This window comes from Kitasatospora sp. NPDC059803 (assembly GCF_042732255.1).
Lineage (GTDB): Bacteria > Actinomycetota > Actinomycetes > Streptomycetales > Streptomycetaceae > Kitasatospora.
The window spans coordinates 1-20,723 of record NZ_JBHWIJ010000139.1 but is presented as its reverse complement, the minus strand read 5'-3'; the positions used below and the strand labels follow the sequence as shown (position 1 = coordinate 20,723).

Below are 20,723 nucleotides of genomic sequence, written 5' to 3'. Positions count from 1 at the left end.
GCATTACTGCGGTCCGGCCCTCGGCGCGTCCGAGCTGCCCTCGGGCGGGCTACTTGACGGCGGTTTTCCCAATGGTGGGCAGGATGAAGTCCTGAATGAGCCCCTTGGCATCGCGGACAATCGGGCGGAATACCCGATAACGCGAGAGGTTGATCACCCGGGCCGCCATGGGGGTGGACCGGCGGACGAATTCCCGTGTCCGCTCGGTGTCCTCGGTCCGGTCGAAAACCCAGTAGAGCACCACGACCATCAGGTGCAGCCAGAGCACGTCGGGCAGCAACTCTCCCAGCTCGGCATCCAGCTTGGGCGCCAGCTCCGAGCCCTGCAACACGTCGCGGAACAGTTCCACGGCGGTCGCCCGGGCCGGGTGTGACTCGTTGGAGAACGGGCTCAGCGAGCTGGTCGGGTCGGCAGCGGTGCGGAAGAACTGGGCGGCGAACTCGTGGTACGGCGCGGCCGTGTCGAGCCAGGAGGTCAGCGCGATTTCCAGGCGCTCGGCAAAGTTCCGCGTATTGGCCATGCGATTCCTGGCCTCCGCCGCATGGTCGTACGTCATTCGGTCATAGAATCCCTGAATTAGGAATTCCTTCGCCGAAAAATAGTAGTAAGCATTGCCGACCGAGACGCCCGCCTCGGTGGCGATCGCGCGCATGGTGGTCTTCTCGTAGCCGCGCTCCTGGAAGAGCCGCATCGCGGTCTCCAGGATCAGCGCCCGGGTCTGCTCGCTCTTGTCGGTCTTCGGCTGCGCCCGACCGCCGGGCATGGGCCCGCTGTCGGTGCCGGGCCCGCTGTCGGTACCGGGTGCGGCCGCGGGGTCGGTCGCGGTGTCGGCTGCAGGGTCGGTCGGGGTGTCGGCCGGGGTCGCGGCCGCACCGCTCGTGCCGTCCGTTCGGTTCGTCGCTGCCAGGTCGTCCACGGGCACGAGCCTAACCGGAGACGAAGCTCCAACCCGTGTCGGTGGACGCGGCACCGGGCGTCCCCTCCGTGCTCGGTGCCACATCCACCACCCCCGCCATTTCGAACGCGTTCAAAATGATGTGAGCACTGTAGAGGTTTCGCTTGAACATGTTCAACTCCAATCTGTGGGAGGCTCGTCACATGATCAGTCCCGTGCAGACCACCATCCGGCGCGGCGGAGCGCAGGACGCCGCGGCCGTCGCCGACCTGCACGCCCGCAGCTGGAGCACCGCCTACCGCGGGATCGTCCCCGCGGACGCACTCGGCGACGGACTGCCCGCCCAGCGGCGCGAGCTGTGGGAGCTGCGGCTGACCGTCGACTACGGCGATCCGGCCGCCGAGCCGGAACTGCTGATCGCCGACCAGGCCGGGGAGACGGTCGGGTTCATCTACCTCGTCCCGCAGCCGGACGGCCGGGTACTGGTCGACAACCTGCACGTCCGCCCCGGCCGGACCGGCGGCGGCATCGGCCGCGCACTGTTCGCCGCGGCCCGCGCCCACGTCGTCGAGCGGCACCCCGGGGCCGAGCTGTACCTGGAGGTGCTGCGCGACAACATCCGCGCGATCGCCTTCTACGAGCGCGAGGGCGGTGTACGGACGCGGGTGCAGGAGGGCGTGTTCCCGGGCGGGTACGTGCTGCCCGAGTACGTGTACAGCTGGCCCGCCGAGAGCCTCGCGGCGCAGGCGGTGCAGGCTCAGCCGACGTCGTAGACCGTCACCGGCACCCCTCGGTGCCGGCGCCGGAACGCGGCCTCGGGCTCGGGCCAGCGTCTGGACAGCGCGAGCACGAAGCCCTTGCCCCAGCCGCCGAGGTCGTTGCAGACGTGCGCGATCACCTTCACGCCCTTGCCCTGCGGCGCGGTGGCATCGCCTCGGACATAGGTGATTTCCGCCATGCCCCGAACGCTAGACCGAGGTACTGACAGTCCGCTCGGCACTTTCCGCCGGGGCCCCGGCGGCGTGCAGGTGCCGCCGTCCGGTCAGGGCGATCAGCAGGGCGAGCGCGGCGGCGCAGGCCGGCAGGGCGTAGCCGGTGCCGGGGGCGGCGTGCTCGGCGACCGCGCCGGCGAGCGCCGCGCCGCCCGAGATGCCGACCACGATGCCGGACACCGCGACCGCCATCCCCTCGTTGAACTGCCGTCCCGGCAGCAGTTCCTGGACCAGCGTCATCCCGGTCACCATGGTCGGCGCGGTGGCCGTGCCGGCCGCGAACAGCGCGACCCCGAGCAGGCCGAGCCCGGCCCCGCCCAGTCCGGCGGCGAGCGGCAGCAGCAGCCCCCCGGCCATCGCCGCGGCCCCGGACAGGAAGCGCACCCCGGGTGACCGACGCGGCGTCAGCAGCCCGAACACCAGCCCGGCCAGGCAGGATCCGCCCGCGACCAGGGCCAGCAGCGCGCCCGCCGCCGCCTTGTGCCCGAGCGCGTCGGCGTACGCCACGGTGGTGATCTCGGTCGAGCCGAAGACGACGCCGGTGGCGAGGAAGGCGAGCAGCAGCACCCGCAGCCCGGGCACCCGCAGCGGCGAGCCGTGGCGGTCGCCCTCCGAGCGGGCGGGCAACGGTGGTTCGGTGCGCCGCTGGGCCGCGAACAGCAGGGCGCCGGTGGTGCCGAGCGCCCCGGCGGCGAGCAGCCCGGCCTCCGGGGCGACCGCCGTGCAGAGCGTCATCGCGAGGACGGGCCCGGCCATGAAGCAGAGCTCGTCCAGGGCCTGTTCGAGGGAGTTGGCCAGGTGCCGGGCGGCCGGGTCGGCCCGGTACAGGTGTGCCCAGCGGGCCCGGGCCATGCCGCCGAGGTTGGGCGCGGCCGCGCAGGCCGCCCAGCAGGCGTAGAGCGTCCAGTCGGGTGCGCCGAGCCGGAGGCAGAGCAGCAGGGCGGCGAGCGGGGCGGCGTTGTAGAGCGCGGCCGGTACGGTCACCCGCGCCTGCCCGTACCGGTCCACCAGCCGCCCGAGCAGCGGCATCCCGATCGCGCCGGTGATCAGCCCGACGGCCGAGACGGTGCCGGCCAGCGCGTACGAGCCGCGCCGTTCGGCGAGCAGCACGACCAGCGAGACGCCGTTCATCGACAGCGCGAGCCGGCCGAGCAGCCCGGCGAGGGTGAAGGCGGCGGCGCCGGGGGCCGCGAACAGCCGCCGGTAGGAGGTGAGGAGGGCGCGCGAGGGCATCAGGCTCCTGGGGAGAGTGAGGGGGGCGCCCATCAGCCTCCCGTCGGTGCCGGGCGGCGGTCCAACACCTGTTCCGCCGCATTCACAGCAGGCTGTTGTTAATCTGCCGCCCATGCCCCGTGACCTGCACCCCCGTCTGCTCCGCGGCTTCGTCGCGGCCGCCGAGAGCCTGCACTTCGGTCGGGCCGCCGGGCGGCTGCACGTCGCCCAGCAGGCGCTCAGCCGGGACATCCGGACCTTGGAAGGGCTGCTCGGCGACGCGCTGTTCACCCGCACCACCCGAAGCGTCGAACTCACCCCGGCCGGGCTGCGGTTGCTGCCCCGGGCGCGCCGGCTCCTCGCCCTGCACGACGAGATCCTGGCGGGCGCCGCGGCCCGGCCGCTGCTGGTGGACCTCAACAGCGACGTGACCGGCCCGGACCTCACCGCCGACCGGGTGCTCGAACGCGCCCGCGCCGCCTGGCCGGAGGGCGAACTGCTGGCCCGCTTCCACGGCGGCCTCGCCGCGGCCGCCGCCGAACTGCTGGCCCACCGGCTGGACGTGTCCTTCGGCCGGTTCGCCGGACTGCCCGCCCCGCTGCGCGGCCAACTCACCCAGCGGCCGGTCCGGTTGGATCAGATCTCGGTGATGATGGCGGACACCCACCCGCTGGCCGGCCGTCCGGTGCTGCGCGTCGCCGAGCTGACCGGGCACCCCGTCGACGTCTGCGCCGGCAACCCGGCCACCACCGAGTGGGCCGACCTCGGCGTCCGCCTGCTGCGCGAGCACGGCCTGACGCCGGCCGCGCCGTACGTGCCGCCGGTGGGTTTGGACGAGACGGCCCGTTACCTGGCCCGGCACGGCGATCCGATGCTGACCACCGTCGGCGGGCCGAGGATTCCGGGGGCGGTGACCGTGCCGCTGGTGGAGCCGGTGCCGCTGAGCCTGGTCAGCCTGGTGCACCGGCCCGGTGAGCGCCACCCGGGGCTGGCCGCACTGGGCGCCGCGGCCGCCGGGCTCGGTGCGGCCGAGGGCTGGCTGCGGCGGCCGGCGGGCAGCTGGCTGCCGGCGGCGGACGCGGCGCTGCTCGGGTGACCGGGCCAAGTTCCGCGGCCGGGTGAGGGCCGGGTGACGGGGGCCGCCGGGACGCGACACCGCCCCTGCCGTCGGGGGTCGGCAGGGGCGGCGGGTGGGCGGACCGGGCCGCGCGGCGGGTCCGGTGGCCCGGGTGGCAGTCGTGGACGGCCGGGTCAGGCCGCCTTGACGGCGGAGATGTCGAAGCTGAGCTTGACCTTCTCGCTGATCAGCACGCCGCCGGTCTCCAGGGCCGCGTTGTAGGTCAGGCCGAACTCGGTGCGGTCGAGGACGGTGCTGCCCTCGAAGCCGACCCGCTCGGCGCCGTAGGCGTCGGTGGCGCTGCCGGTGTACTCCAGGTCCAGGACCACCGGGCGGGTGGTGTCCTTGATGGTCAGCTCGCCGCTCATCCGGTACGTGTCGCCGCGCAGCCGCTCGGCCGAGGTGCTGCGGAAGCGGATCTCCGGGTAGGTGTCGGCGGCGAAGAAGTCGCCGGTGCGCAGGTGCTCGTCGCGCTGGGCCTGGTTGGTGTCGATGCTGGCGACCTTGATCACCAGGTCGGCGGAGGAGTTGCCAGGGGTGCTGCCGTCCAGGTGCAGCTTGCCGTCGTACTCGGTGAAGCGGCCCTTGACGTTCGTCACCATGGCGTGGCGCACCGAGAAGGCGACCTCGCTGTGCGTGGTGTCGATGGTCCAGTCGCCGGTCAGGTGGGCGAGGTCCGGGCCGGTCGGGGTCTCGGCGACGGCGACGGCGGTGGGGGTGGCGGTCTTGGTGCGGTTGAACAGGCCCATGGCTCCTCCTCGGGTCCGAAGCCATTTGTTTAGGCTTCAACTTGTTGGTTTCAGCGTAGGCCGCTTTCGTTCAAATTTCAACCACAGCCGTCGGCGTTTCGCGAAAGACTTGGCGGAGCGGCACTGTCGGACCGCCCGGTTAGGCTGCGAAGGACGGTTCCGCCGACCGGAAGGCCTCCCGCATGTTCGTCCTGCACGCGCTCTGGCGGGCGGGCGGACGGCTGGCCCTGTGGGCCGAGGACGCCCGCGCCCACCCGGGCACCGTGGAGCCCCGCCCCGACCGGGCGGCCCCGCGCGCCCACCCCTACGCCTGCCCGGCCGGCGAACTCGCCGCCGTCCTCGGCGGCATCGGGCCCGGCCTCGGCTGGCTCGCCGGCCAGGCCCCCGAGCGCTGGGCCACCCTGCTGCTGCCCACCACCGGCGCCCTGCCCACGCCCTCGCCCGACCTGCCGGTCACCCCGGTCCGGGGCGCGGCCGTCCTGGCGCCCTGGCGCGTCCCCGCGCTGCTCTTCGACACCGGGGCGGCCGCCCAACTGCTCGGCGAGGTCTTCGACCCGCACTGGGCCGTCACCAGCACCGATCTGCCCGGCACCGGGCGCGTCGAGGTCGTCCAGGGCCCCTCGCTGCGCTGGCTGACCGGCGTGCACGACCTCGCCTGGCGAACGGTCGGCCGGGGCCGGGTGCTGCCGCTGCCCGTCCTGGCGGACGGCTGCCCGCAGGCCCGCTGGCGGCCCGACCCCACCCCGGCGGGCCGCCGGGAGGCCGCCGCACTGGCGGACGGCTGCCCGCCCGTCCTGCTGGGGGAGTGGCCGGCGGCCGGCGCCGGCACCGGCGAGGCCTTGCTGGACGCCGCGCTGGGCGCACTGGTGGACGCCGAGGCCCGGGCCGCCCTGGCCGGCACGCCCCCGCTGGGCCCGGGCGACACCCGGACCGGCGACGCCCGAACCGGTGGCGCTCCAGCCGACGCCACGACGGCCGCCGCGGTGGGGACCGCCGCCGAACGCTGGCTGCACGCCCTGACCACCCCGGACGGCGGCCTCACGGACGTCCGGTCCGAGGGCTTCGCCGAATTGTGCCGCCGGCTCGCCGCCTGGTACGCCGCCGCCGAGCCCGCCGCGCCCGCGCTCCGGCTCTGCTTCCGCCTGCTGGAGCCGCTCGGGCCCGACCCGGACGACCCCGAGGGCCGGCCCTCCGACGACGCCTGGCAGCTGGAGTTCCTGCTCCAGGCCGTCGACGAGCCCTCCCTGCTGGTCCGCGCCGCCGACCTGCACGAAGGCGGCGCCGCCCACGCCGCGCTGGCCCGCAAGGCGCCGGACCCGGCCGACGTCCTGGTCACCGAGCTGGCCCGCGCCGCCCACCGCTGGCCGGCCCTGGACGGCCTGCGGCACCGCTCCCGCCCGGCCGCCCTGCCGCTCGACCGGGCCGGCGCGCTGGACTTCCTGCGCACCGCCGCGCCCGCCCTCGCCGAGGGCGGCTTCGGCGTGCTGCTGCCCGCCTGGTGGCGCCGCCGGCCCAGGCTCGGGCTCGCCCTGCGGGCCACCACCCCGCCCGCGCCGGGCACGCTCGCCGTCGCCTCCCAGGTGGACCGGGACGCCGTGGTCGCCTTCCGCTGGCAGGCCGCGCTCGGCCCGGAGGGGGCGCCGCTCACCGAGCAGGAACTGGCCGAACTCGCCGCCGCCAAGCAGGGGTTGGTCCGGGTCCGCGGCACCTGGCTGGAGGCCGACCCGGAGCAGATCGCCGCCGCGCTCGCCTTCCTCGCCGACCGGCGCGACGGCGTGCTGGCCACCGCCGACCTGCTGCGGCTGGCCCTCGACCCGGAGGCGACCGTCGCCGGGCTGCCCGTCACCGCCGTCCGCGCGGACGGCCCGCTCGGCGACCTGCTGGCCGGGCGCGCCGCCCCGGCCCCCGCCCCCGCGCTGCCGCCCGACTTCCGGGCCACCCTGCGCCCCTACCAGGAGCGCGGCCTGGCCTGGCTGCGGGCGATGGCCGGGCTCGGCCTCGGGGCCGTGCTGGCCGACGACATGGGCCTCGGCAAGACCGTCCAGACGCTCGCCCTGTTGGCCACCGAGCAGGCCGAGGGGGCGGTCGGCCCCACCCTGCTGGTCTGCCCGATGTCCCTGGTCGGCAACTGGCAGCGCGAGGCCGAGCGCTTCGCCCCCGCCCTGCGGCGCCACGTCCACCACGGCTCCGGCCGCCTCGGCGCCGACCAACTCGCCGACGCCGTACGGGGCGTGGACCTCGTCATCACCACCTACGGGCTGGTCCAGCGCGACCTCGCCGCGCTGCGGGCGATCCGCTGGCGCCGGGTGGTCGCCGACGAGGCGCAGTACGTCAAGAACGCCGGTACCGCCCAGTCCCGGGCCGTCCGTGCGCTGCCCGTCACCCGCCACCGGATCGCCCTGACCGGCACCCCGGTGGAGAACCGGCTCGCCGAACTGCACGCCGTCCTGGACTTCGCCAACCCCGGGCTGCTCGGCCCGGCCGAGCGCTTCAAGGAGCGCTACGCGATCCCGGTCGAACTGCACCGCAGCCCCGAGCGCGCCGCCGAACTCCAGCGCCGTACCGCCCCGTTCGTGCTGCGCCGGCTCAAGTCCGACCCGGCGGTGGCCGCCGAGCTGCCGGCCAAGCAGGAGATGACCGTCTGGTGCAGCCTCACCGCCGAGCAGGCGGGCCTCTACCAGGCCGTGGTGGCCGACCTGCTGCAGCGGGTCGAGGGGATCCGGGGCGTGGAGCGGCGCGGCACCGTGCTGGCCGCGATCGGCAAGCTCAAGCAGGTGTGCAACCATCCGGCCCAACTGCTGCACGACGGCTCGGCGTTGGGCGAGCGCTCGGGCAAGGTGGCCCGGCTGGCGGAGCTGCTGGAGGAGGCGCTGGCCGAGGGCGACCGGACGCTGGTCTTCACCCAGTACGCCGAGTTCGGCACGATGCTCCGCCCGTACCTGGCCCGCCGGCTCGGCGAGGAGGTGCTCTACCTGCACGGCGGCGTCCCCCGGGCCCGCCGTGAGGAGATGGTCGAGCGCTTCCAGTCCCCGGACGGGCCAAGGGTGTTCCTGCTCTCGCTGCGGGCCGGCGGCACCGGCCTCAACCTGACCGCCGCCAACCAGGTGATCCACCTGGACCGCTGGTGGAACCCAGCGGTCGAGGAGCAGGCCACGGACCGCGCGTTCCGGATCGGCCAGCGCCGGGACGTCCAGGTCCGCCGACTGGTCTGCGTCGGCACCGTCGAGGAGCGGATCGACGAACTCCTCGCCGCCAAACGCTCGTTGGCCGCAGCGGTGGTGGGGGAGGGGGAGCGCTGGCTCACCGACCTGCCGGTCGAGGCGCTGCGTGAACTGGTCGCGCTCACCCGTGAGGACGCCGTCGCCGAGGAGGACGCATGACACCCGGCCACCCTGCCCCCGTCCCGCCGGGAAACGCCCCGGCCGGGGACGCCCAACCCGGTAACGCCCCCGCCGCGAACGCCCCCGCCGCGAACGCCCCCGCCGTGAACGTCGCCGCCGTGAACGTCGCCGCCTACTGGGGCGGCGGCTTCACCCTGCGCCCGGCCCCGCCCGGGCCCGAGGAGGAGCCCGACGAGCCCTCGCTGCGCCGCCTCGGCCGCTCCGGCGTCACCGTGCGCGGCCGCGACCTCGCCACCCTGCTCGCCCCCGCGTACGAGGCGTTCCGCGGCTGACGAGGCCTCGGCCCGCCGCCGCCCGTGCGGTAGCGTCGGAGCGGTGACCGACCCCCTCGCCGACCCCGCCCTCGACGACTTCGAGCGGCACCGCCGGATGATCTTCGGTATCGCCTACCGGATGCTCGGCAGCGTCGCCGACGCCGAGGACCTGGTCCAGGACACCTGGCTGCGCTGGAGCGGGGTCACCGGCCCGGTCGCCAACCCGGGCGGCTACCTGGCCCGGACGGTCACCAACCTCGCGCTCAACCGGCTCGACTCGGCCGCCGTCCGCCGCGAGGCCTACGTCGGCCCCTGGCTGCCCGAGCCGCTGGTGGCCGAGCCGGACGCGACCGCCGACGTCGAGCGCGCCGAGACGGTCTCGTTCGCCCTGCTGGTGGTGCTGGAGAGCCTGTCCCCGCTGGAGCGGGCCGTCTTCGTCCTCAAGGAGGCCTTCGGCTTCTCCTACCGGGAGATCGCCGAGGCGCTGGAGCGCACCGAGGCCGCCTGCCGGCAGGTCGGCAGCCGGGCCAAGGCGCACGTCCGGGCCCGCCGGCCGCGCTACGACGCCCCGCCGGAGCTGCGCCGCCGCGCCACCGACGAGTTCCTCGCGGCCTGCGTCGGCGGCGACCTCAACCGGATGCTGGACCTGCTCGCCCCCGACGTCACCTCCTGGACCGACGGTGGCGGCGTGGTCCGCGCCGCGCTGCGCCCGGTCACCGGCGCCGACAACGTCGCCCGCTTCCTGCTCGGGGTGCTCGGCCAGCTGGGCGAGGGCGTCGAGCTCCGGCCGGTCCTGGTCAACGGCCAGCCCGGGCTGCTGGTCACCCAGGACGGCGCGATCGACGCCGTCTCGGTGTTCGACTTCGTCGAGGGGCCCGACGGACGGCCCCGGATCGCCGAGCTGCGCATCGTCCGCAACCCGTCGAAGCTCGCCCACCTCGCCGGCCGGGCTTGACCCTCGACCTGGTCGAGCCCGCAGAGTCACCGGCATGGAGAGCGAGCTGCACAGCATCGGCGAGCTGGCCCGCGCCAGCGGCCTGGGCGTCGGCACCCTGCGCTACTACGACGGCGCCGAGGTGCTCACCCCCGCCTGGGTCGACCCGCAGACGGGCTACCGCTGGTACCGGCCCGGCCAACTCGCCGACGCCCGGCTGCTGGCCCGGCTGCGCCGGGTCGGCCTGCCGCTGGCCGGCATCCGCGCCGTGCTCGGCGCGGCGCCCGGCTCCGGCACGGCCGCGCGGGTGCTCGACGCGCACCTGCGTCGGCTGGAGGAGGGCCTCGCCGACGCCCGCCGCGAGCTCTCCCTGATCCGCGTGATGACCGACCAGAGGGAGCAACCGATGACCACCACCCCCGCCGAAGTCCGCTTCACCGTTTTGGCCGAGGAGCTGGCCGCCGCACTGGACGCGGTCCGCTTCGCCGTCGGCGGCGACCCCGGAACGCCGGCGCTCGCCGGGGTGCTGTTCGAACCGGACGGCCCGGTGCTGCGCCTGGTCGCCACCGACCGCTACCGGATGGCGCTCGCCGAGGTGCCCGCCACCACGGCTCCCGACCGGCCGGACGGCGGCACGATCGTCCCCACCGCCCTGGTCGACGCCCTGCGTGCGCTGCTCGGCGCGGGCGCGGCCGACGCCGAGGCCGAGGTCGCGCTGACCCTCGGCGGCGGCCTGGTCCGGGCCGAGACCGGCGGCCACCGGATCGAGGGCGCCGCCCTGGACTTCGACTACCCCGACCACCGGGTGCTGACCCGGCTCGAACCGGAGCACCGGATCGACCTGTCCGCCGCCGAACTGCGCGGCGCCGTCGAGACCGGCGCCACCCGCACCCTGCCCTCCGGCCCGAACGGCGCGGACTGCGCGGTCACCGTCCTCACCCTCACGGCGGACGGCCGCCTGGCGGTGGCCGGTGCCGAGCCTGGCCCCGGATCCACGTCCGGAGACCTGAGGGTGGCGGTCAACCGCGACTTCCTGCTGGACGCCCTGCGGGTCGGCCGCCCCGAGCAGCTGGTGCTCGAACTCGGCGGCCCGATCGCCCCCTTGGCGATTCGCACGCCGGGCCGGGAGGGTACCTTCTCGCTCCTGATGCCGGTCCGCGTCCCCGACCTCGGCTGAGCCCGCCCGCCGTTTGCTGTGGTTAGCATCCTGCTTGCATCTGCAAGCAGGATGTTGCAGTCTGCGGGTATGGCCTCACTGAACGTCGGCTCGCTGGGCGAGTACATCCGCGAGCAGCGCCGGAACGCGCAGTACTCACTGCGCCAGCTGGCGGAGGCCGCAGGCGTGTCGAACCCGTACCTCAGCCAGATCGAGCGCGGGTTGCGCAAGCCGAGCGCGGAGATCCTGCAGCAGATCGCGAAGGCGCTGCGGATCTCGGCGGAGACGCTGTACGTCCAGGCCGGGATCCTGGAGGAGCGGCGCGGTGAGGGCCTGGAGCTGCGGGCCTCGATCCTGGCCGATCCGCTGATCAACGAGCAGCAGAAGCAGGCGTTGCTCGCGGTCTACGACGCCTTCCTGAAGGAGAACGCCGTCCAGCGGGGCGCGGTGGCCGAGCGGCCGCCCGCGGCCGGTACCGACACCGGCGTTCCACCAGCCTCCGGCCCGACGACCGACGGCTCAGCCACCCAGAACACCCACCGGGAGGACCGGTAAGCATGCCGATCACCGACGAGATCAAGAAGACCCTCAGCGACCCGACCCCGCTGTACGCCATCGCCGGCGCCGGGGATCTCGCGTACGAGAAGCTGCGCGAGGTGCCGGGCCGGGTGGAGGCGCTCACCGCGGACCGCAAGGGCGCGCAGGAGAAGGCCACCGCCCGGTTCCAGGAGGCGCAGACGAAGCTGGCCGAGGCGCAGGCCAAGGTCACCGAGACCGTCACGACGCTCCCCGTCGACCTGCGGACCTTGCAGGAGCGGGCACAGGGCTTCGCCCTCCAGCAGGTCGGCCGCGCGGTCGAGCTGGCGGTGAAGGCCAAGGAGACGTACGACGAGCTGGCCGAGCGCGGCAAGGTCGTGGTGGACCGGGCCCGCCCGGGCGCGCCCGCCGGGCCGGGGCAGCCGGCCGAGGAATCGGAGCTCGCCAGGGCATCCGAGCCGGTCGAGGCCGAGCTGGTCGAGGACGACATCGACACCCTGGCCACCGACCCCCTGGCCGCCGACACCTCGGCCGCCGACACCCGGCCCGCCCCGAAGAGGGCCGCCCGCGCCCGGAAGACCACCGACCGCGCGGAGTGAGGGAAGGGCCGCCGGACGGGGCACATCCGGTGACCGCAGGACGTTGACAGGAGAGCGGACGGTCGACCGTGCCAGGATGGGCGGTGGCCGGAGCGCCGGAGGCGAGAGACAGAGGAGAGCGTGATGGGCGGAGTGGCCCAGATTCTGGACTTGGCCTATCTGAACCCGATCTGGTGGCTGTCCGTCGCCATCCTGGGCTTCAAGCTGTTCGCCCTGGGCGACGCGGTCACCCGCCGTGAGGACGCCTACCGGGCGGCGGACAAGAAGACCAAGCCGTTCTGGCTGGCGATCCTGGCGATCGCCTTCGGCTGGGACCTGCTGTTCGGGGTGAACTTCTTCACCGGCATCGGGACGCTCGCCGGGCTGGTCGCGTCGATCGTCTACATGGTGGACGTGCGCCCGGCGATCCGGGAGCTGACCGGTGGTGGCGGCCGTGGCGGCCGCAGCAACACCGGTCCGTACGGCCCCTGGTAGGCCGCGCGATCGGACGGCGATCAGGCAACGGCGAGGCCCGGGCGGGGAGTTCACCCGCCCGGGCCTCGCCGTACCCGGCTCCAGTCGGCTCCAGTCGGATCCGGCCGGCTCAGCCGAGGATCAGCTGCATCGGGTTGCGTTCCAGCAGCAGCACCGCGACGTCGTCCGTCAGCGCGCCGCCGTTCAGCTCCTCGACCTCGGCGATGGCGCTGTCGACGAGCCGGCCCCGGGTGAGCCCGGCGGACTGGTGGTCGCCGATGAGGTCGGCCAGCCCGTCCTGGCCGAGGCGGCGGGAGCCGGCCCCGACCCGGCCCTCGATCAGCCCGTCGGTGTAGAGCAACAGCCGCCAGCCGGGCTGCAGTTCGAGCTGCTGGGCGGGCCACGCGGCCTGACCGTCGTGGCACGGCAGCAGGCCGAGCGCCGGACCGGCGAGGTCGGCGGGCAGGGTGACCGGCTGGTGGTCGCGGCCGAGCAGCAGCGGCGCCGGGTGCCCGGCGAGGTAGAGCCGGGCAGGCTCGCCGGCGCCGAGCGAGTCGAGGCCGCCGCTGGCGCCGCCCGGCTCGATGACGAGCATGCAGAGCGTCGCGAAGATCTCGTCGCTGCGCCGCTCGTGTTCCAGCACGTGCTGGAGGGTGGTCAGCAGGGCCTCGCCGGTGAGGCCCGCGAAGACGAGGGTGCGCCACGCTATCCGGAGGGCGACGCCGAGCGCGGCCTCGTCCGGGCCGTGGCCGCAGACGTCGCCGATCACGACGTGGACGGTGCCGTCGTCGGTGCGGACGGCGTCGTAGAAGTCGCCGCCGAGCAGGGCGCGGCGGCGGCCCGGGCGGTAGCGCCGGGTGAAGGAGAGGCCCGCGCCGTCGAGCAGCGGGGTGGGCAGCAGGTGGCGTTGGAGGCGGGCGTTCTCCTGACCGCGCAGCTCGGCCTCGACGAGGCGGCGCTGCGACTCGTCGGCGCGCTTGCGCTCGACGGCGTAGCGCAGGGCGCGGCCCAGTAGCGGGCCGTCCGTCGCGTGCTTGATCAGGAAGTCCTGGGCGCCCGCGGCGACGGCGGCCGCGCCCAGTTCGGCGCCGGCCGCGTCGGTGAGCACCACGACCGCGGTGTGCGGGGCGCGGCGGAGCAGTTCGTGCAGGCCTTCGAGGCCGTCGGAGTCGTCGGACGGGTGCGGCAGGTCGGCGGGTGCGGCGAGGTCGAGCAGCACGCAGCTGAAATCGCTGCCGCGGGAGCGCCCGCGCCGGGTGCCGGCCGGGGACACGGAGAGCAGTTCGGTGGCCTGTTCCAGCCCGCGGGCCCAGTGGATCTCGATCGAGGTGCCGCTGTCGGCGACCGCCGCTTTGATCAGCTGGGCGTCGGAGGCGTCGTCCTCGATCACCAGCAGTTTGAGCGGCGCGGTGCTGCTGGCGGCTGCGGTCGCGGCGGCGGGGGCCGAGGTGCGTCCGCTCTGGGGCCGGGGGTGCGGTATCGGGGGAGCGGCCGTCACCGGGCCGGCCGGCGTCGGGCCGGTCAGGGACGGGCGGTTGCGGGCATGGTCAACGGGGGCGCCGGCCTGGGCGCCCGACAGGCTCGTGGCACCAGGTGCCCGCCCGTCTCCCGTTGCGGGCATCGGTGGTTCCTCCCTTTCCCCGAGTGCGTAACGGTCAGCGCCCGTCCGCAGTGCCCGCCTGGCACCGTGCGCCGGGGAACTTCTCGCGACCATAACGTGATCTCCGGGGATTTCTCTGGCCGACCGGCGCCGTTGTGGTTTTTGCCACGCCGGTGGCGGTGCGGTGATCTGACTCGGACGACGGCTGGGATCCCCGCGTTGGCGGGGAAGGAAAGGGGACGGGCGATGGTGACGCGGATCACCCTGGTCGAGGGTGATGTCGGGGGCCGCAGGTGGACGCCGTGGCGCCGGGCGGTGACGGCGTACGGGCGGGTCGTCCGGCGGCGTCCATGGTGACGTGATGGGGCGTCAACACGCCAGTGGTATTCGATAACTCGTTCGAGTGAATGCGGCGAGTCGCTCACCCGCACCGGCCCCGGTCCGTGCCGGCGACCCCGGCCGCGCGAACCGTTACGGCGCGAGCGCGCTCCACGGCACCGTGACCTCGCCCTGCCGCCACCGCCCGCGCGCGTCCACCAGCGGCCAGTCGCCCGCCAGCGCCGTGCAGGCTGCCACCCAGCGCTGCCGCGCCCCGAACGCCCCGTACGGCGCGGCCGCCGCCCAGGCCCGGTCGAAGTCGGCCAGGAAGGCGTGCACCGGCCGGCCCGGCACGTTGTGGTGGATCAGTGCCTTCGGCAGTCGTTCGGCGAGGTCGGAGGGCTGGCCGAGGCCGCCCAGCCGGGCCGCGAAGGTCACCGTCCGGGGCCCTTCCGGGCCGAGCGCGACCCAGACGTGCCGCCGCCCGATCTCGTCGCAGGTGCCCTCCACCAGCAGCCCGTCCGGGGCCAGCCGGGCGCAGAGCCGCTCCCAGACCCCGGCCACCGCCGACTCGTCGTACTGCCGCAGCACGTTGGCGGCCCGGATCAGCTGGGCCGGCGCGCCGCCGTCCAGCGGGACCTCGAAGCCGCCGCGCCGGAAGGTGAGCAGCGGCGGTTCGGCGTACGGCAGCGCGGCCGCGACCCGCTCCGGCTCGATCTCGATCCCGACCACCCGGACGTCCGGGCGCACCGTGCGCAGCCGCCCGGCCAGTTCGACGGCCGTCCACGGCGCGGCGCCGTAGCCGAGGTCGACCGCCACCGGCGGGCGCCCGCCGGCGCGCAGCGTGCGGCCGAGGGTGTGGGCGATCCAGCGGTCCATCCGCCGAAGCCGATTGGTGTTGGTGGTGCCCCGGGTGACCGTCCCCACCGGCCGTCCGGTCCGCCCACGGGCGGGTGCGGTCGCGGAGTCGAAGGAGGCAGCCATGCCTGGAAGGGTAGTCGGGCCCGCGTCGGCACCGCTGTGACCTGGGACGTCACCCCGTCCGGCATCTCGTCCGCCGGAGCGGGAATGCCGGACGAGGGCCGGGTGGTTGGCTGTCTGGTGGTGATGTGTGCCCGGGACGGGGCAGCGCACACCGGACAGCGGGCGGCCCGTGCGCGGGCCGCCGAGACGGGCCGCACAGAGGAGGCTTCAGCCAGGTGATCCAGCACCCCGTCCGTTCGGTACGCCGTGCCCAGCCCGCCGCGCCCGCGCGGGGCCGGCTCCAGTCGCTCGTCCCGGGCCGCCGCCGCCCGCGCCGGATAGCGATGCTGAGTGTCCACACCTCGCCGCTGCACCAGCCCGGCACGGGGGACGCCGGCGGGATGAACGTCTACATCGTCGAGCTGGCCAAGCGCCTGGCCGCGCTCAACATCGAGGTCGAGGTGTTCACCCGGGCGATCTGCTCGGACGACGCCCCCACCGTCGAGCTGGCCCCCGGCGTGCTGGTCCGGCACGTCACCGCCGGCCCGTACGAGGGCCTGCTGAAGGAGGACCTGCCCGCCCAGCTGTGCGCCTTCACCCACGGGGTGCTGCGGACGGAGGCGGGCCACCGCCCCGGCCACTACGACCTGGTGCACTCGCACTACTGGCTCTCCGGGCAGGTCGGCTGGCTGGCCGCGCAGCGCTGGGGGGTGCCACTGGTGCACACCATGCACACCATGGCGAAGGTCAAGAACGCCGCGCTGGCCGAGGGGGACACGCCCGAGCCCGCGGCCCGGGTGATCGGCGAGACCCAGGTGGTCGAGGCGGCCGACCGGCTGATCGCCAACACCACCGAGGAGGCCGCCGAGCTGGCGCTGCACTACGCCGCCCGGCCGGACCAGCTGGCCGTCGTCCACCCCGGCGTCAACCTGGACGTCTTCCGCCCCGGCGGGGCGTCGGCGCGGGCCGCCGCCCGGGCCCGGCTGGGCCTGCCGCAGGACGCGGCGGTGCTGCTCTTCGCGGGCCGGATCCAGCCGCTGAAGGCTCCGGACGTGCTGCTGCGGGCGGTCGCCGAGCTGCTGGCGCGCCGCCCGGGGCTGCGCGAGCACCTGCTGGTGCCGGTGGTCGGCGGTCCGTCCGGCACCGGACTGGCCCGGCCGGAGAGTCTGCACAAGCTCGCCGCCCAGCTGGGCATCAGCGACGTGGTGCGGTTCCACCCGCCGGTCGGCCAGGCCGAGCTCGCGCAGTGGTACCGCGCGGCGACGGCGCTGGTGATGCCCTCGTACAGCGAGTCCTTCGGGCTGGTCGCGCTGGAGGCGCAGGCCTGCGGCACCCCGGTGGTTGCGGCCTCGGTCGGCGGCCTGCCGGTCGCGGTGCGGGACGGCGAGACGGGCACGCTGGTGCACGGCCACGACCCGGTGGCCTGGGCGCACGCGCTGGAGCCGTACGTCACCGACCGGGCTCTGGTCGCCCGGCGCGGCGCGGCGGCGGCCCGGCACGCGGCCGGCTTCGGCTGGGACACCGCCGCGGCCGGCACCGCCGAGGTGTACGCCGGCAGCCTGGCCCGCCCGGCCGGCCGCTTGGCCGCCGCCCGGCGGCGGCTGGCCTGACCGGGGCCTGATGCGGCCGGACCACGAGTCGGCTGCGGCCCGACCACGGCGGCCGGGGGCCCGCACCGCTGGTGCGCGCCCCCGGTACCGCCGAGTAACGTCACCCCCATGGCAACCCGCACCAAGGACGAGGCCCTGACCCTCCTGCGCACCGCCCTGGACGACGCCGGAGCGGCCTGGGAGCCCGCCGCCACCGACCCGTACACGCTGGTGGTGACGCTCCCGGGCACCCGCAAGCTGAGCACCGCCTGCGCGCTGCGGGTCGGCGACCACACCCTGTCGGTGAACGCCTTCGTGATCCGCCGACCGGACGAGAACCACGAGGCCGTCTACCGTTGGCTGCTGGAGCGCAACACCCGGCTGTACGGCGTCGCGTACGCGATCGACCCGCTCGGCGACGTCTACCTGGCCGGCCGCCTGCCCCTGGAGGCGCTCACCCCGGACGCCGTGGACCGGCTGCTCGGGACGGTGCTGGAGAACGCCGACGAGCCGTTCAACACCCTGCTGGAGCTGGGCTTCGCCTCGGCGATCCGGCGCGAGTGGGAGTGGCGGACCAAGCGCGGGGAGTCCACCCGCAACCTGGCCGCCTTCGCCCACCTGGCCGCCCCGGCGGCCGACTGACCCGGCAGCGGGGCGGGCGCCCTCAGATGCCCGCCGGAGCCTTCTCCTCGGCAGCGGGCACCGTCTCCTCCGTCACCGTCACCTCGGTCACCGCGACCTCGGTCGCTGCGGCCTCCGGCACCGCGACCTCCGTCACCGCCCCGGCGCGGCCCGCCGTCGCGTCCGTGCGCCGCCCGAGCACCACGTGCCCGGCCGCCGCGACCGTGCCGCAGACCCCGCACACGACCCAGAGCACCGCGGAGCCGGCGTACTGCAGCAGCAGACCGCCGATCGCCGGGCCGAGGAACGAGGCGAGCGACCAGGAGAGCGAGTAGACGCCCTGGTAGCGGCCGCGCGCGTGGGTCGGCGCCAGTTCGGCGACCAGGCCCATGATGGTCGGCGCGTTCAGGACCTCGCCGACCGTCCAGACCGCCACCGAGAGGGCGAACAACCACGCGGACGACCCGGCCAGCGCCGCCAGCCCGAAGCCCCAGCCCGTGATCAGGCAGCTGGCTATCAGCATGGCGGTCCGGGAGCGGGTCTCCATCCACCGGGTGAGCGGGATCTGGAGCACCACGATCAGCAGCCCGTTCAGGCCGATGACCAGCCCGTACTCGGTGGAGCTGATGCCCGCGGCGCCCATGTCGACGGCCAGGGTGGTGCTGCCCTGCTGGAGGATCAGGGCGAGCAGCAGGTTGAGCCCGACGACGGCCATGAACCGCCCGTCCCGGAACACCGCGCCGAGGCCGACCGCCGGCTCGGCCGCCCCCTTCCCGTGCCGGGGTGACTCCTGCGGCTTGGTCTCGGGGATCCGGATGAAGATCACCACCGCGCACACCAGCGTGGAGAGCGCGTCGAGCAGGAAGAGCGTGAGGTAGCCGTGGGTGGCGATCAGGCCGGCCACGGCGGCGGAGAGGCCGAAGCCGATGTTGATCGCCCAGTAGTTCAGCGAGTACGCGCGGACCCGGTCCTCGGCCGGGACGAGGTCGGCGATGATCGCCGAGGTCGCGGGCCGGGTGGCGTTGTTGCAGAGGCCGACCAGGAAGGCCACCGTGGCGATCGCCACTTGGCCGTCCGTGAAGCCGAGGACGGCGGTGAACAGCGCGGTGCCGAGCTGGGCGGCGACCAGGGTCGGGCGTCGGCCGATCCGGTCGGTCAGCACGCCGGCGCCGATCGCGGCGACCGCCGAGCCGAGGCCGTAGAGGGAGGCCACCAGGCCCGCGTAGGAGGCCGAGTACCCCCGGTTGGTGGTCAGGTAGAGCGCGAGGAAGGTGAGCACGAAAGCGCCCAGCTTGTTCACCAGCGTGCTCACCCAGAGCCACCAGAATTCCCGTGGTAGCCCGCCCACCGTCTCCTGTATCAGCCTTCGGATCCGGGGGTTGGTGAACAGGGCGACGGGCATGTGGGGGGCTCCCGGGGCAGGCGTCCGCCGAGCGGCACGGGCAGGTCCGGTCAGCCGACGTATGTAAGTGTCAGATAGGCGGTGCACACATTACACATCTGCCGTAGGTCCGGACCAGCGCTTTTCCTGCCTCCACTAAGCTGGGGGCCATGGCTGACACGACGTACCGACTCATCCTGCTCCGCCACGGCGAGAGCCAGTGGAACCAGAAGAACCTGTTCACCGGTTGGGTCGACGTCGACCTCAACGAGAAGGGCGAGAAGGAGGCCGCGCGCGGTGGCGAGCTCCTGGCCGCCGAGGGCCTGTTCCCGGACGTGCTGCACACCTCGCTGCTCCGCCGTGCGATCCGCACCTCGCAGATCGCCCTGGACAAGGCCGACCGCCACTGGATCCCGGTCAGCCGCAGCTGGCGCCTGAACGAGCGACACTACGGTGCGCTCCAGGGCAAGGACAAGGCCCAGACCCTGGCCGAGTTCGGCGAGGAGCAGTTCCAGCTGTGGCGTCGCTCGTACGACACCCCGCCGCCGGTGCTGGCCGATGACGCCGAGTACTCGCAGGCCGGTGACGCCCGCTACGCGGACATCCCGAGCGAGCTGCGTCCGCGCACCGAGTGCCTGAAGGACGTCGTCGACCGGATGCTCCCGTACTGGTACGACGCCATCGTCCCGGACCTCGCCGCCGGCAAGACCGTCCTGGTCACCGCCCACGGCAACAGCCTGCGCGCGCTGGTCAAGCACCTCGACGGCATCTCCGACGAGGCCATCGCGGGCCTGAACATCCCGACCGGCATCCCGCTCGTGTACGAGCTCGACGCCGACTTCAAGCCCGTCACCAAGGGCGGCCGCTACCTCGACGCCGACGCCGCCGCCGCGGCCATCGAGGCGGTCAAGAACCAGGGCAAGAAGTAAGCCACTTGCCGACACGGCCCCGCCTCCCGGTTCGCCGGGGGCGGGGCCTTCGTCGTTCAACCGGCCTGTGCGGACGTCGAGTTGAGGTCGGATTCGGCGGTCGGATCCGGGCTCGTCCCAATAGTGGTTCAGACCATTGACGGGTGGCGGAGTCCGCTCCTACGGTGAGGGCGCCGGACTGCCGCAGGCATGCCAAGGATCTCCCCGTCCCGGCCGCCGCACCCCCACGCGCGCGCGTCTGCGTCCCGGCGCACTCTCCATCCACCCCCACGGAGGAGCATCATGCGCACACGTCACATCGTCGGGGCGGTGGTCGCCGCGCTCGCGGTGCCGCTCACCCTCGCCGTCCCGGCGCAGTCCCACGGGTACATCTCGACGCCGCCCAGCAGGGCCGCGCTCTGCGGAGCGGGCGGGGTGTCGTGGGACTGCGGCGACATCCAGTGGGAGCCGCAGAGCGTCGAGGGCCCCAAGGGCTTTCCGAACGCCGGGCCCGCCGACGGCACCATCTGCGCCGGCGGCAACTCCCGCTTCGCCGAGCTGGACGACCCGCACGGCGGCGCCTGGCCGACCACCGCGGTGACGGCGGGGCAGCAGCTCACCTTCACCTGGACGTTCACCGCCCGGCACGCGACCACCGACTTCCGGTACTACCTGACCAAGCCGGGCTACGACGCGAGCCAGCCCGTCACCCGGGACAGCCTGGACCTGACGCCCTTCCTGATCGCCCCGTACGGCGGGAAGCAGGTGCCCAGCACGCTCAGCCACACCGCGACCGTCCCGAGCGGGCGCACCGGCCACCAGGTCGTGGTCTCGGTCTGGACGATCGCCGACACCGGGAACGCCTTCTACTCCTGCACCGACGTCCAGTTCTGACGCCCGGGGCGGCACGGCGGACGCCGTGCCGCGAACGCGCGGCACCAGGACGCGCAACGAGGTGGCCCGGCGGACCGAATCCCCTGCCCCAGGGTGAAACCAGGGCGCGGGCCCGAGACTGGGCCCCCCACCAGGCCCCCAGCGCGGCGC

Annotated in this window: 19 protein-coding genes and 1 pseudogene; 13 read left to right on the top strand and 7 right to left on the bottom strand. The window is 74.6% G+C overall.

All coding sequences use genetic code 11. The annotated features are described in order from the left end of the window. Nucleotides 1-49: 49 nt before the first annotated feature. Nucleotides 50-916, bottom strand: coding sequence for a TetR family transcriptional regulator (locus ACFV6I_RS21980; protein ID WP_380341300.1), 867 nt, complete (start codon nucleotides 914-916; stop codon nucleotides 50-52). 194 nt (nucleotides 917-1,110) lie between these two features. Here ACFV6I_RS21980 and ACFV6I_RS21975 point away from each other — a divergent pair, with 194 nt between their 5' ends. Continuing rightward, nucleotides 1,111-1,668, top strand: a complete 558-nt coding sequence (locus ACFV6I_RS21975; protein ID WP_380427140.1) for a GNAT family N-acetyltransferase — start codon at nucleotides 1,111-1,113, stop codon at nucleotides 1,666-1,668. A gap of 17 nt (nucleotides 1,669-1,685) precedes the next feature. Here the strand turns inward: ACFV6I_RS21975 and ACFV6I_RS21970 are convergent. Next, nucleotides 1,686-1,853: pseudogene (locus tag ACFV6I_RS21970) on the bottom strand (Appr-1-p processing protein); the annotation flags it as partial. A gap of 10 nt (nucleotides 1,854-1,863) precedes the next feature. After that, nucleotides 1,864-3,120: an MFS transporter gene (locus ACFV6I_RS21965; RefSeq protein ID WP_380427138.1), complete on the bottom strand. Its 1,257-nt coding sequence runs from the start codon at nucleotides 3,118-3,120 to the stop codon at nucleotides 1,864-1,866. 112 nt (nucleotides 3,121-3,232) lie between these two features. Here ACFV6I_RS21965 and ACFV6I_RS21960 point away from each other — a divergent pair, with 112 nt between their 5' ends. After that, nucleotides 3,233-4,195: a LysR family transcriptional regulator gene (locus tag ACFV6I_RS21960; RefSeq protein ID WP_063348775.1), complete on the top strand. Its 963-nt coding sequence runs from the start codon at nucleotides 3,233-3,235 to the stop codon at nucleotides 4,193-4,195. Between the two features lie 155 nt (nucleotides 4,196-4,350). Here the strand turns inward: ACFV6I_RS21960 and ACFV6I_RS21955 are convergent, their stop codons facing one another. Next, complete coding sequence (locus ACFV6I_RS21955) at nucleotides 4,351-4,965, bottom strand: YceI family protein (protein WP_063348776.1); 615 nt, start codon at nucleotides 4,963-4,965, stop codon at nucleotides 4,351-4,353. 182 nt (nucleotides 4,966-5,147) lie between these two features. On the opposite strand from ACFV6I_RS21955, the gene ACFV6I_RS21950 reads away from it, so the two are divergent. From ACFV6I_RS21950 to ACFV6I_RS21920, 7 genes are all read left to right on the top strand, one after another. Next, a complete protein-coding gene (locus ACFV6I_RS21950; RefSeq protein WP_380427136.1) occupies nucleotides 5,148-8,345 on the top strand; it encodes an SNF2-related protein in 3,198 nt (1,065 codons plus the stop codon). Next, a complete protein-coding gene (locus ACFV6I_RS21945) occupies nucleotides 8,342-8,638 on the top strand; it encodes a hypothetical protein (protein WP_380427134.1) in 297 nt (98 codons plus the stop codon). Before ACFV6I_RS21950 ends, ACFV6I_RS21945 begins: the two co-directional genes overlap by 4 nt. 43 nt (nucleotides 8,639-8,681) lie before the next feature. After that, nucleotides 8,682-9,575 carry an RNA polymerase sigma-70 factor gene (locus ACFV6I_RS21940; RefSeq protein WP_380427132.1) on the top strand — a complete coding sequence of 298 codons (894 nt, stop codon included), beginning with the start codon at nucleotides 8,682-8,684 and terminating at the stop codon, nucleotides 9,573-9,575. Nucleotides 9,576-9,609: 34 nt separating this feature from the next. Then, nucleotides 9,610-10,731: a MerR family transcriptional regulator gene (locus tag ACFV6I_RS21935; RefSeq protein WP_380427130.1), complete on the top strand. Its 1,122-nt coding sequence runs from the start codon at nucleotides 9,610-9,612 to the stop codon at nucleotides 10,729-10,731. 69 nt (nucleotides 10,732-10,800) lie between these two features. Continuing rightward, on the top strand, nucleotides 10,801-11,265 hold the full coding sequence (locus ACFV6I_RS21930) for a helix-turn-helix domain-containing protein (RefSeq protein WP_079135790.1): 465 nt from the start codon (nucleotides 10,801-10,803) through the stop codon (nucleotides 11,263-11,265). A 2-nt stretch (nucleotides 11,266-11,267) separates the two neighbouring features. Continuing rightward, complete coding sequence (locus ACFV6I_RS21925) at nucleotides 11,268-11,846, top strand: hypothetical protein (protein ID WP_380427128.1); 579 nt, start codon at nucleotides 11,268-11,270, stop codon at nucleotides 11,844-11,846. 123 nt (nucleotides 11,847-11,969) lie between these two features. Beyond that, nucleotides 11,970-12,320: a DUF2516 family protein gene (locus ACFV6I_RS21920; RefSeq protein ID WP_063348783.1), complete on the top strand. Its 351-nt coding sequence runs from the start codon at nucleotides 11,970-11,972 to the stop codon at nucleotides 12,318-12,320. A gap of 109 nt (nucleotides 12,321-12,429) precedes the next feature. On the opposite strand, the gene ACFV6I_RS21915 is transcribed toward ACFV6I_RS21920, so the two are convergent. Continuing rightward, the gene (locus ACFV6I_RS21915) at nucleotides 12,430-13,920 is read right to left on the bottom strand and encodes a PP2C family protein-serine/threonine phosphatase (RefSeq protein ID WP_380378042.1); all 1,491 of its coding nucleotides are present in this window, start codon (nucleotides 13,918-13,920) and stop codon (nucleotides 12,430-12,432) included. 450 nt (nucleotides 13,921-14,370) lie between these two features. After that, a complete protein-coding gene (locus tag ACFV6I_RS21910) occupies nucleotides 14,371-15,201 on the bottom strand; it encodes a hypothetical protein (RefSeq protein WP_063348785.1) in 831 nt (276 codons plus the stop codon). Nucleotides 15,202-15,419: 218 nt separating this feature from the next. Between ACFV6I_RS21910 and mshA the strand changes: the two genes are divergently transcribed. Both mshA and ACFV6I_RS21900 read left to right on the top strand, forming a co-directional pair. Further along, entirely contained in the window at nucleotides 15,420-16,790 is a 1,371-nt protein-coding gene (mshA, locus tag ACFV6I_RS21905) for a D-inositol-3-phosphate glycosyltransferase (RefSeq protein WP_380427142.1), read from the top strand. A gap of 108 nt (nucleotides 16,791-16,898) precedes the next feature. Beyond that, entirely contained in the window at nucleotides 16,899-17,411 is a 513-nt protein-coding gene (locus ACFV6I_RS21900; RefSeq protein WP_363375114.1) for a YbjN domain-containing protein, read from the top strand. Between the two features lie 22 nt (nucleotides 17,412-17,433). Here the strand turns inward: ACFV6I_RS21900 and ACFV6I_RS21895 are convergent, their stop codons facing one another. Further along, nucleotides 17,434-18,792: an MDR family MFS transporter gene (locus tag ACFV6I_RS21895; protein ID WP_380427126.1), complete on the bottom strand. Its 1,359-nt coding sequence runs from the start codon at nucleotides 18,790-18,792 to the stop codon at nucleotides 17,434-17,436. A gap of 149 nt (nucleotides 18,793-18,941) precedes the next feature. On the opposite strand from ACFV6I_RS21895, the gene ACFV6I_RS21890 reads away from it, so the two are divergent. Both ACFV6I_RS21890 and ACFV6I_RS21885 read left to right on the top strand, forming a co-directional pair. Next, complete coding sequence (locus ACFV6I_RS21890) at nucleotides 18,942-19,700, top strand: phosphoglyceromutase (protein WP_063348789.1); 759 nt, start codon at nucleotides 18,942-18,944, stop codon at nucleotides 19,698-19,700. A gap of 282 nt (nucleotides 19,701-19,982) precedes the next feature. Beyond that, nucleotides 19,983-20,573 carry a lytic polysaccharide monooxygenase gene (locus ACFV6I_RS21885; protein WP_363375136.1) on the top strand — a complete coding sequence of 197 codons (591 nt, stop codon included), beginning with the start codon at nucleotides 19,983-19,985 and terminating at the stop codon, nucleotides 20,571-20,573. Nucleotides 20,574-20,723: the final 150 nt, after the last annotated feature.

Excerpts from the sequence above, each read along its gene's own strand:
- ACFV6I_RS21920 (WP_063348783.1), top strand. The coding sequence starts at position 11,970 with ATGGGCGGAGTGGCCCAGATTCTGGACTTGGCCTATCTGAACCCGATC.
- ACFV6I_RS21950 (WP_380427136.1), top strand. The coding sequence starts at position 5,148 with ATGTTCGTCCTGCACGCGCTCTGGCGGGCGGGCGGACGGCTGGCCCTG.
- ACFV6I_RS21910 (WP_063348785.1), bottom strand. The coding sequence starts at position 15,201 with ATGGCTGCCTCCTTCGACTCCGCGACCGCACCCGCCCGTGGGCGGACC.
- ACFV6I_RS21885 (WP_363375136.1), top strand. The coding sequence starts at position 19,983 with ATGCGCACACGTCACATCGTCGGGGCGGTGGTCGCCGCGCTCGCGGTG.
- ACFV6I_RS21960 (WP_063348775.1), top strand. The coding sequence starts at position 3,233 with ATGCCCCGTGACCTGCACCCCCGTCTGCTCCGCGGCTTCGTCGCGGCC.
- ACFV6I_RS21915 (WP_380378042.1), bottom strand. The coding sequence starts at position 13,920 with ATGCCCGCAACGGGAGACGGGCGGGCACCTGGTGCCACGAGCCTGTCG.
- ACFV6I_RS21945 (WP_380427134.1), top strand. The coding sequence starts at position 8,342 with ATGACACCCGGCCACCCTGCCCCCGTCCCGCCGGGAAACGCCCCGGCC.
- ACFV6I_RS21930 (WP_079135790.1), top strand. The coding sequence starts at position 10,801 with ATGGCCTCACTGAACGTCGGCTCGCTGGGCGAGTACATCCGCGAGCAG.
- ACFV6I_RS21890 (WP_063348789.1), top strand. The coding sequence starts at position 18,942 with ATGGCTGACACGACGTACCGACTCATCCTGCTCCGCCACGGCGAGAGC.
- ACFV6I_RS21965 (WP_380427138.1), bottom strand. The coding sequence starts at position 3,120 with ATGCCCTCGCGCGCCCTCCTCACCTCCTACCGGCGGCTGTTCGCGGCC.
- ACFV6I_RS21935 (WP_380427130.1), top strand. The coding sequence starts at position 9,610 with ATGGAGAGCGAGCTGCACAGCATCGGCGAGCTGGCCCGCGCCAGCGGC.
- ACFV6I_RS21955 (WP_063348776.1), bottom strand. The coding sequence starts at position 4,965 with ATGGGCCTGTTCAACCGCACCAAGACCGCCACCCCCACCGCCGTCGCC.
- ACFV6I_RS21925 (WP_380427128.1), top strand. The coding sequence starts at position 11,268 with ATGCCGATCACCGACGAGATCAAGAAGACCCTCAGCGACCCGACCCCG.
- ACFV6I_RS21900 (WP_363375114.1), top strand. The coding sequence starts at position 16,899 with ATGGCAACCCGCACCAAGGACGAGGCCCTGACCCTCCTGCGCACCGCC.
- ACFV6I_RS21895 (WP_380427126.1), bottom strand. The coding sequence starts at position 18,792 with ATGCCCGTCGCCCTGTTCACCAACCCCCGGATCCGAAGGCTGATACAG.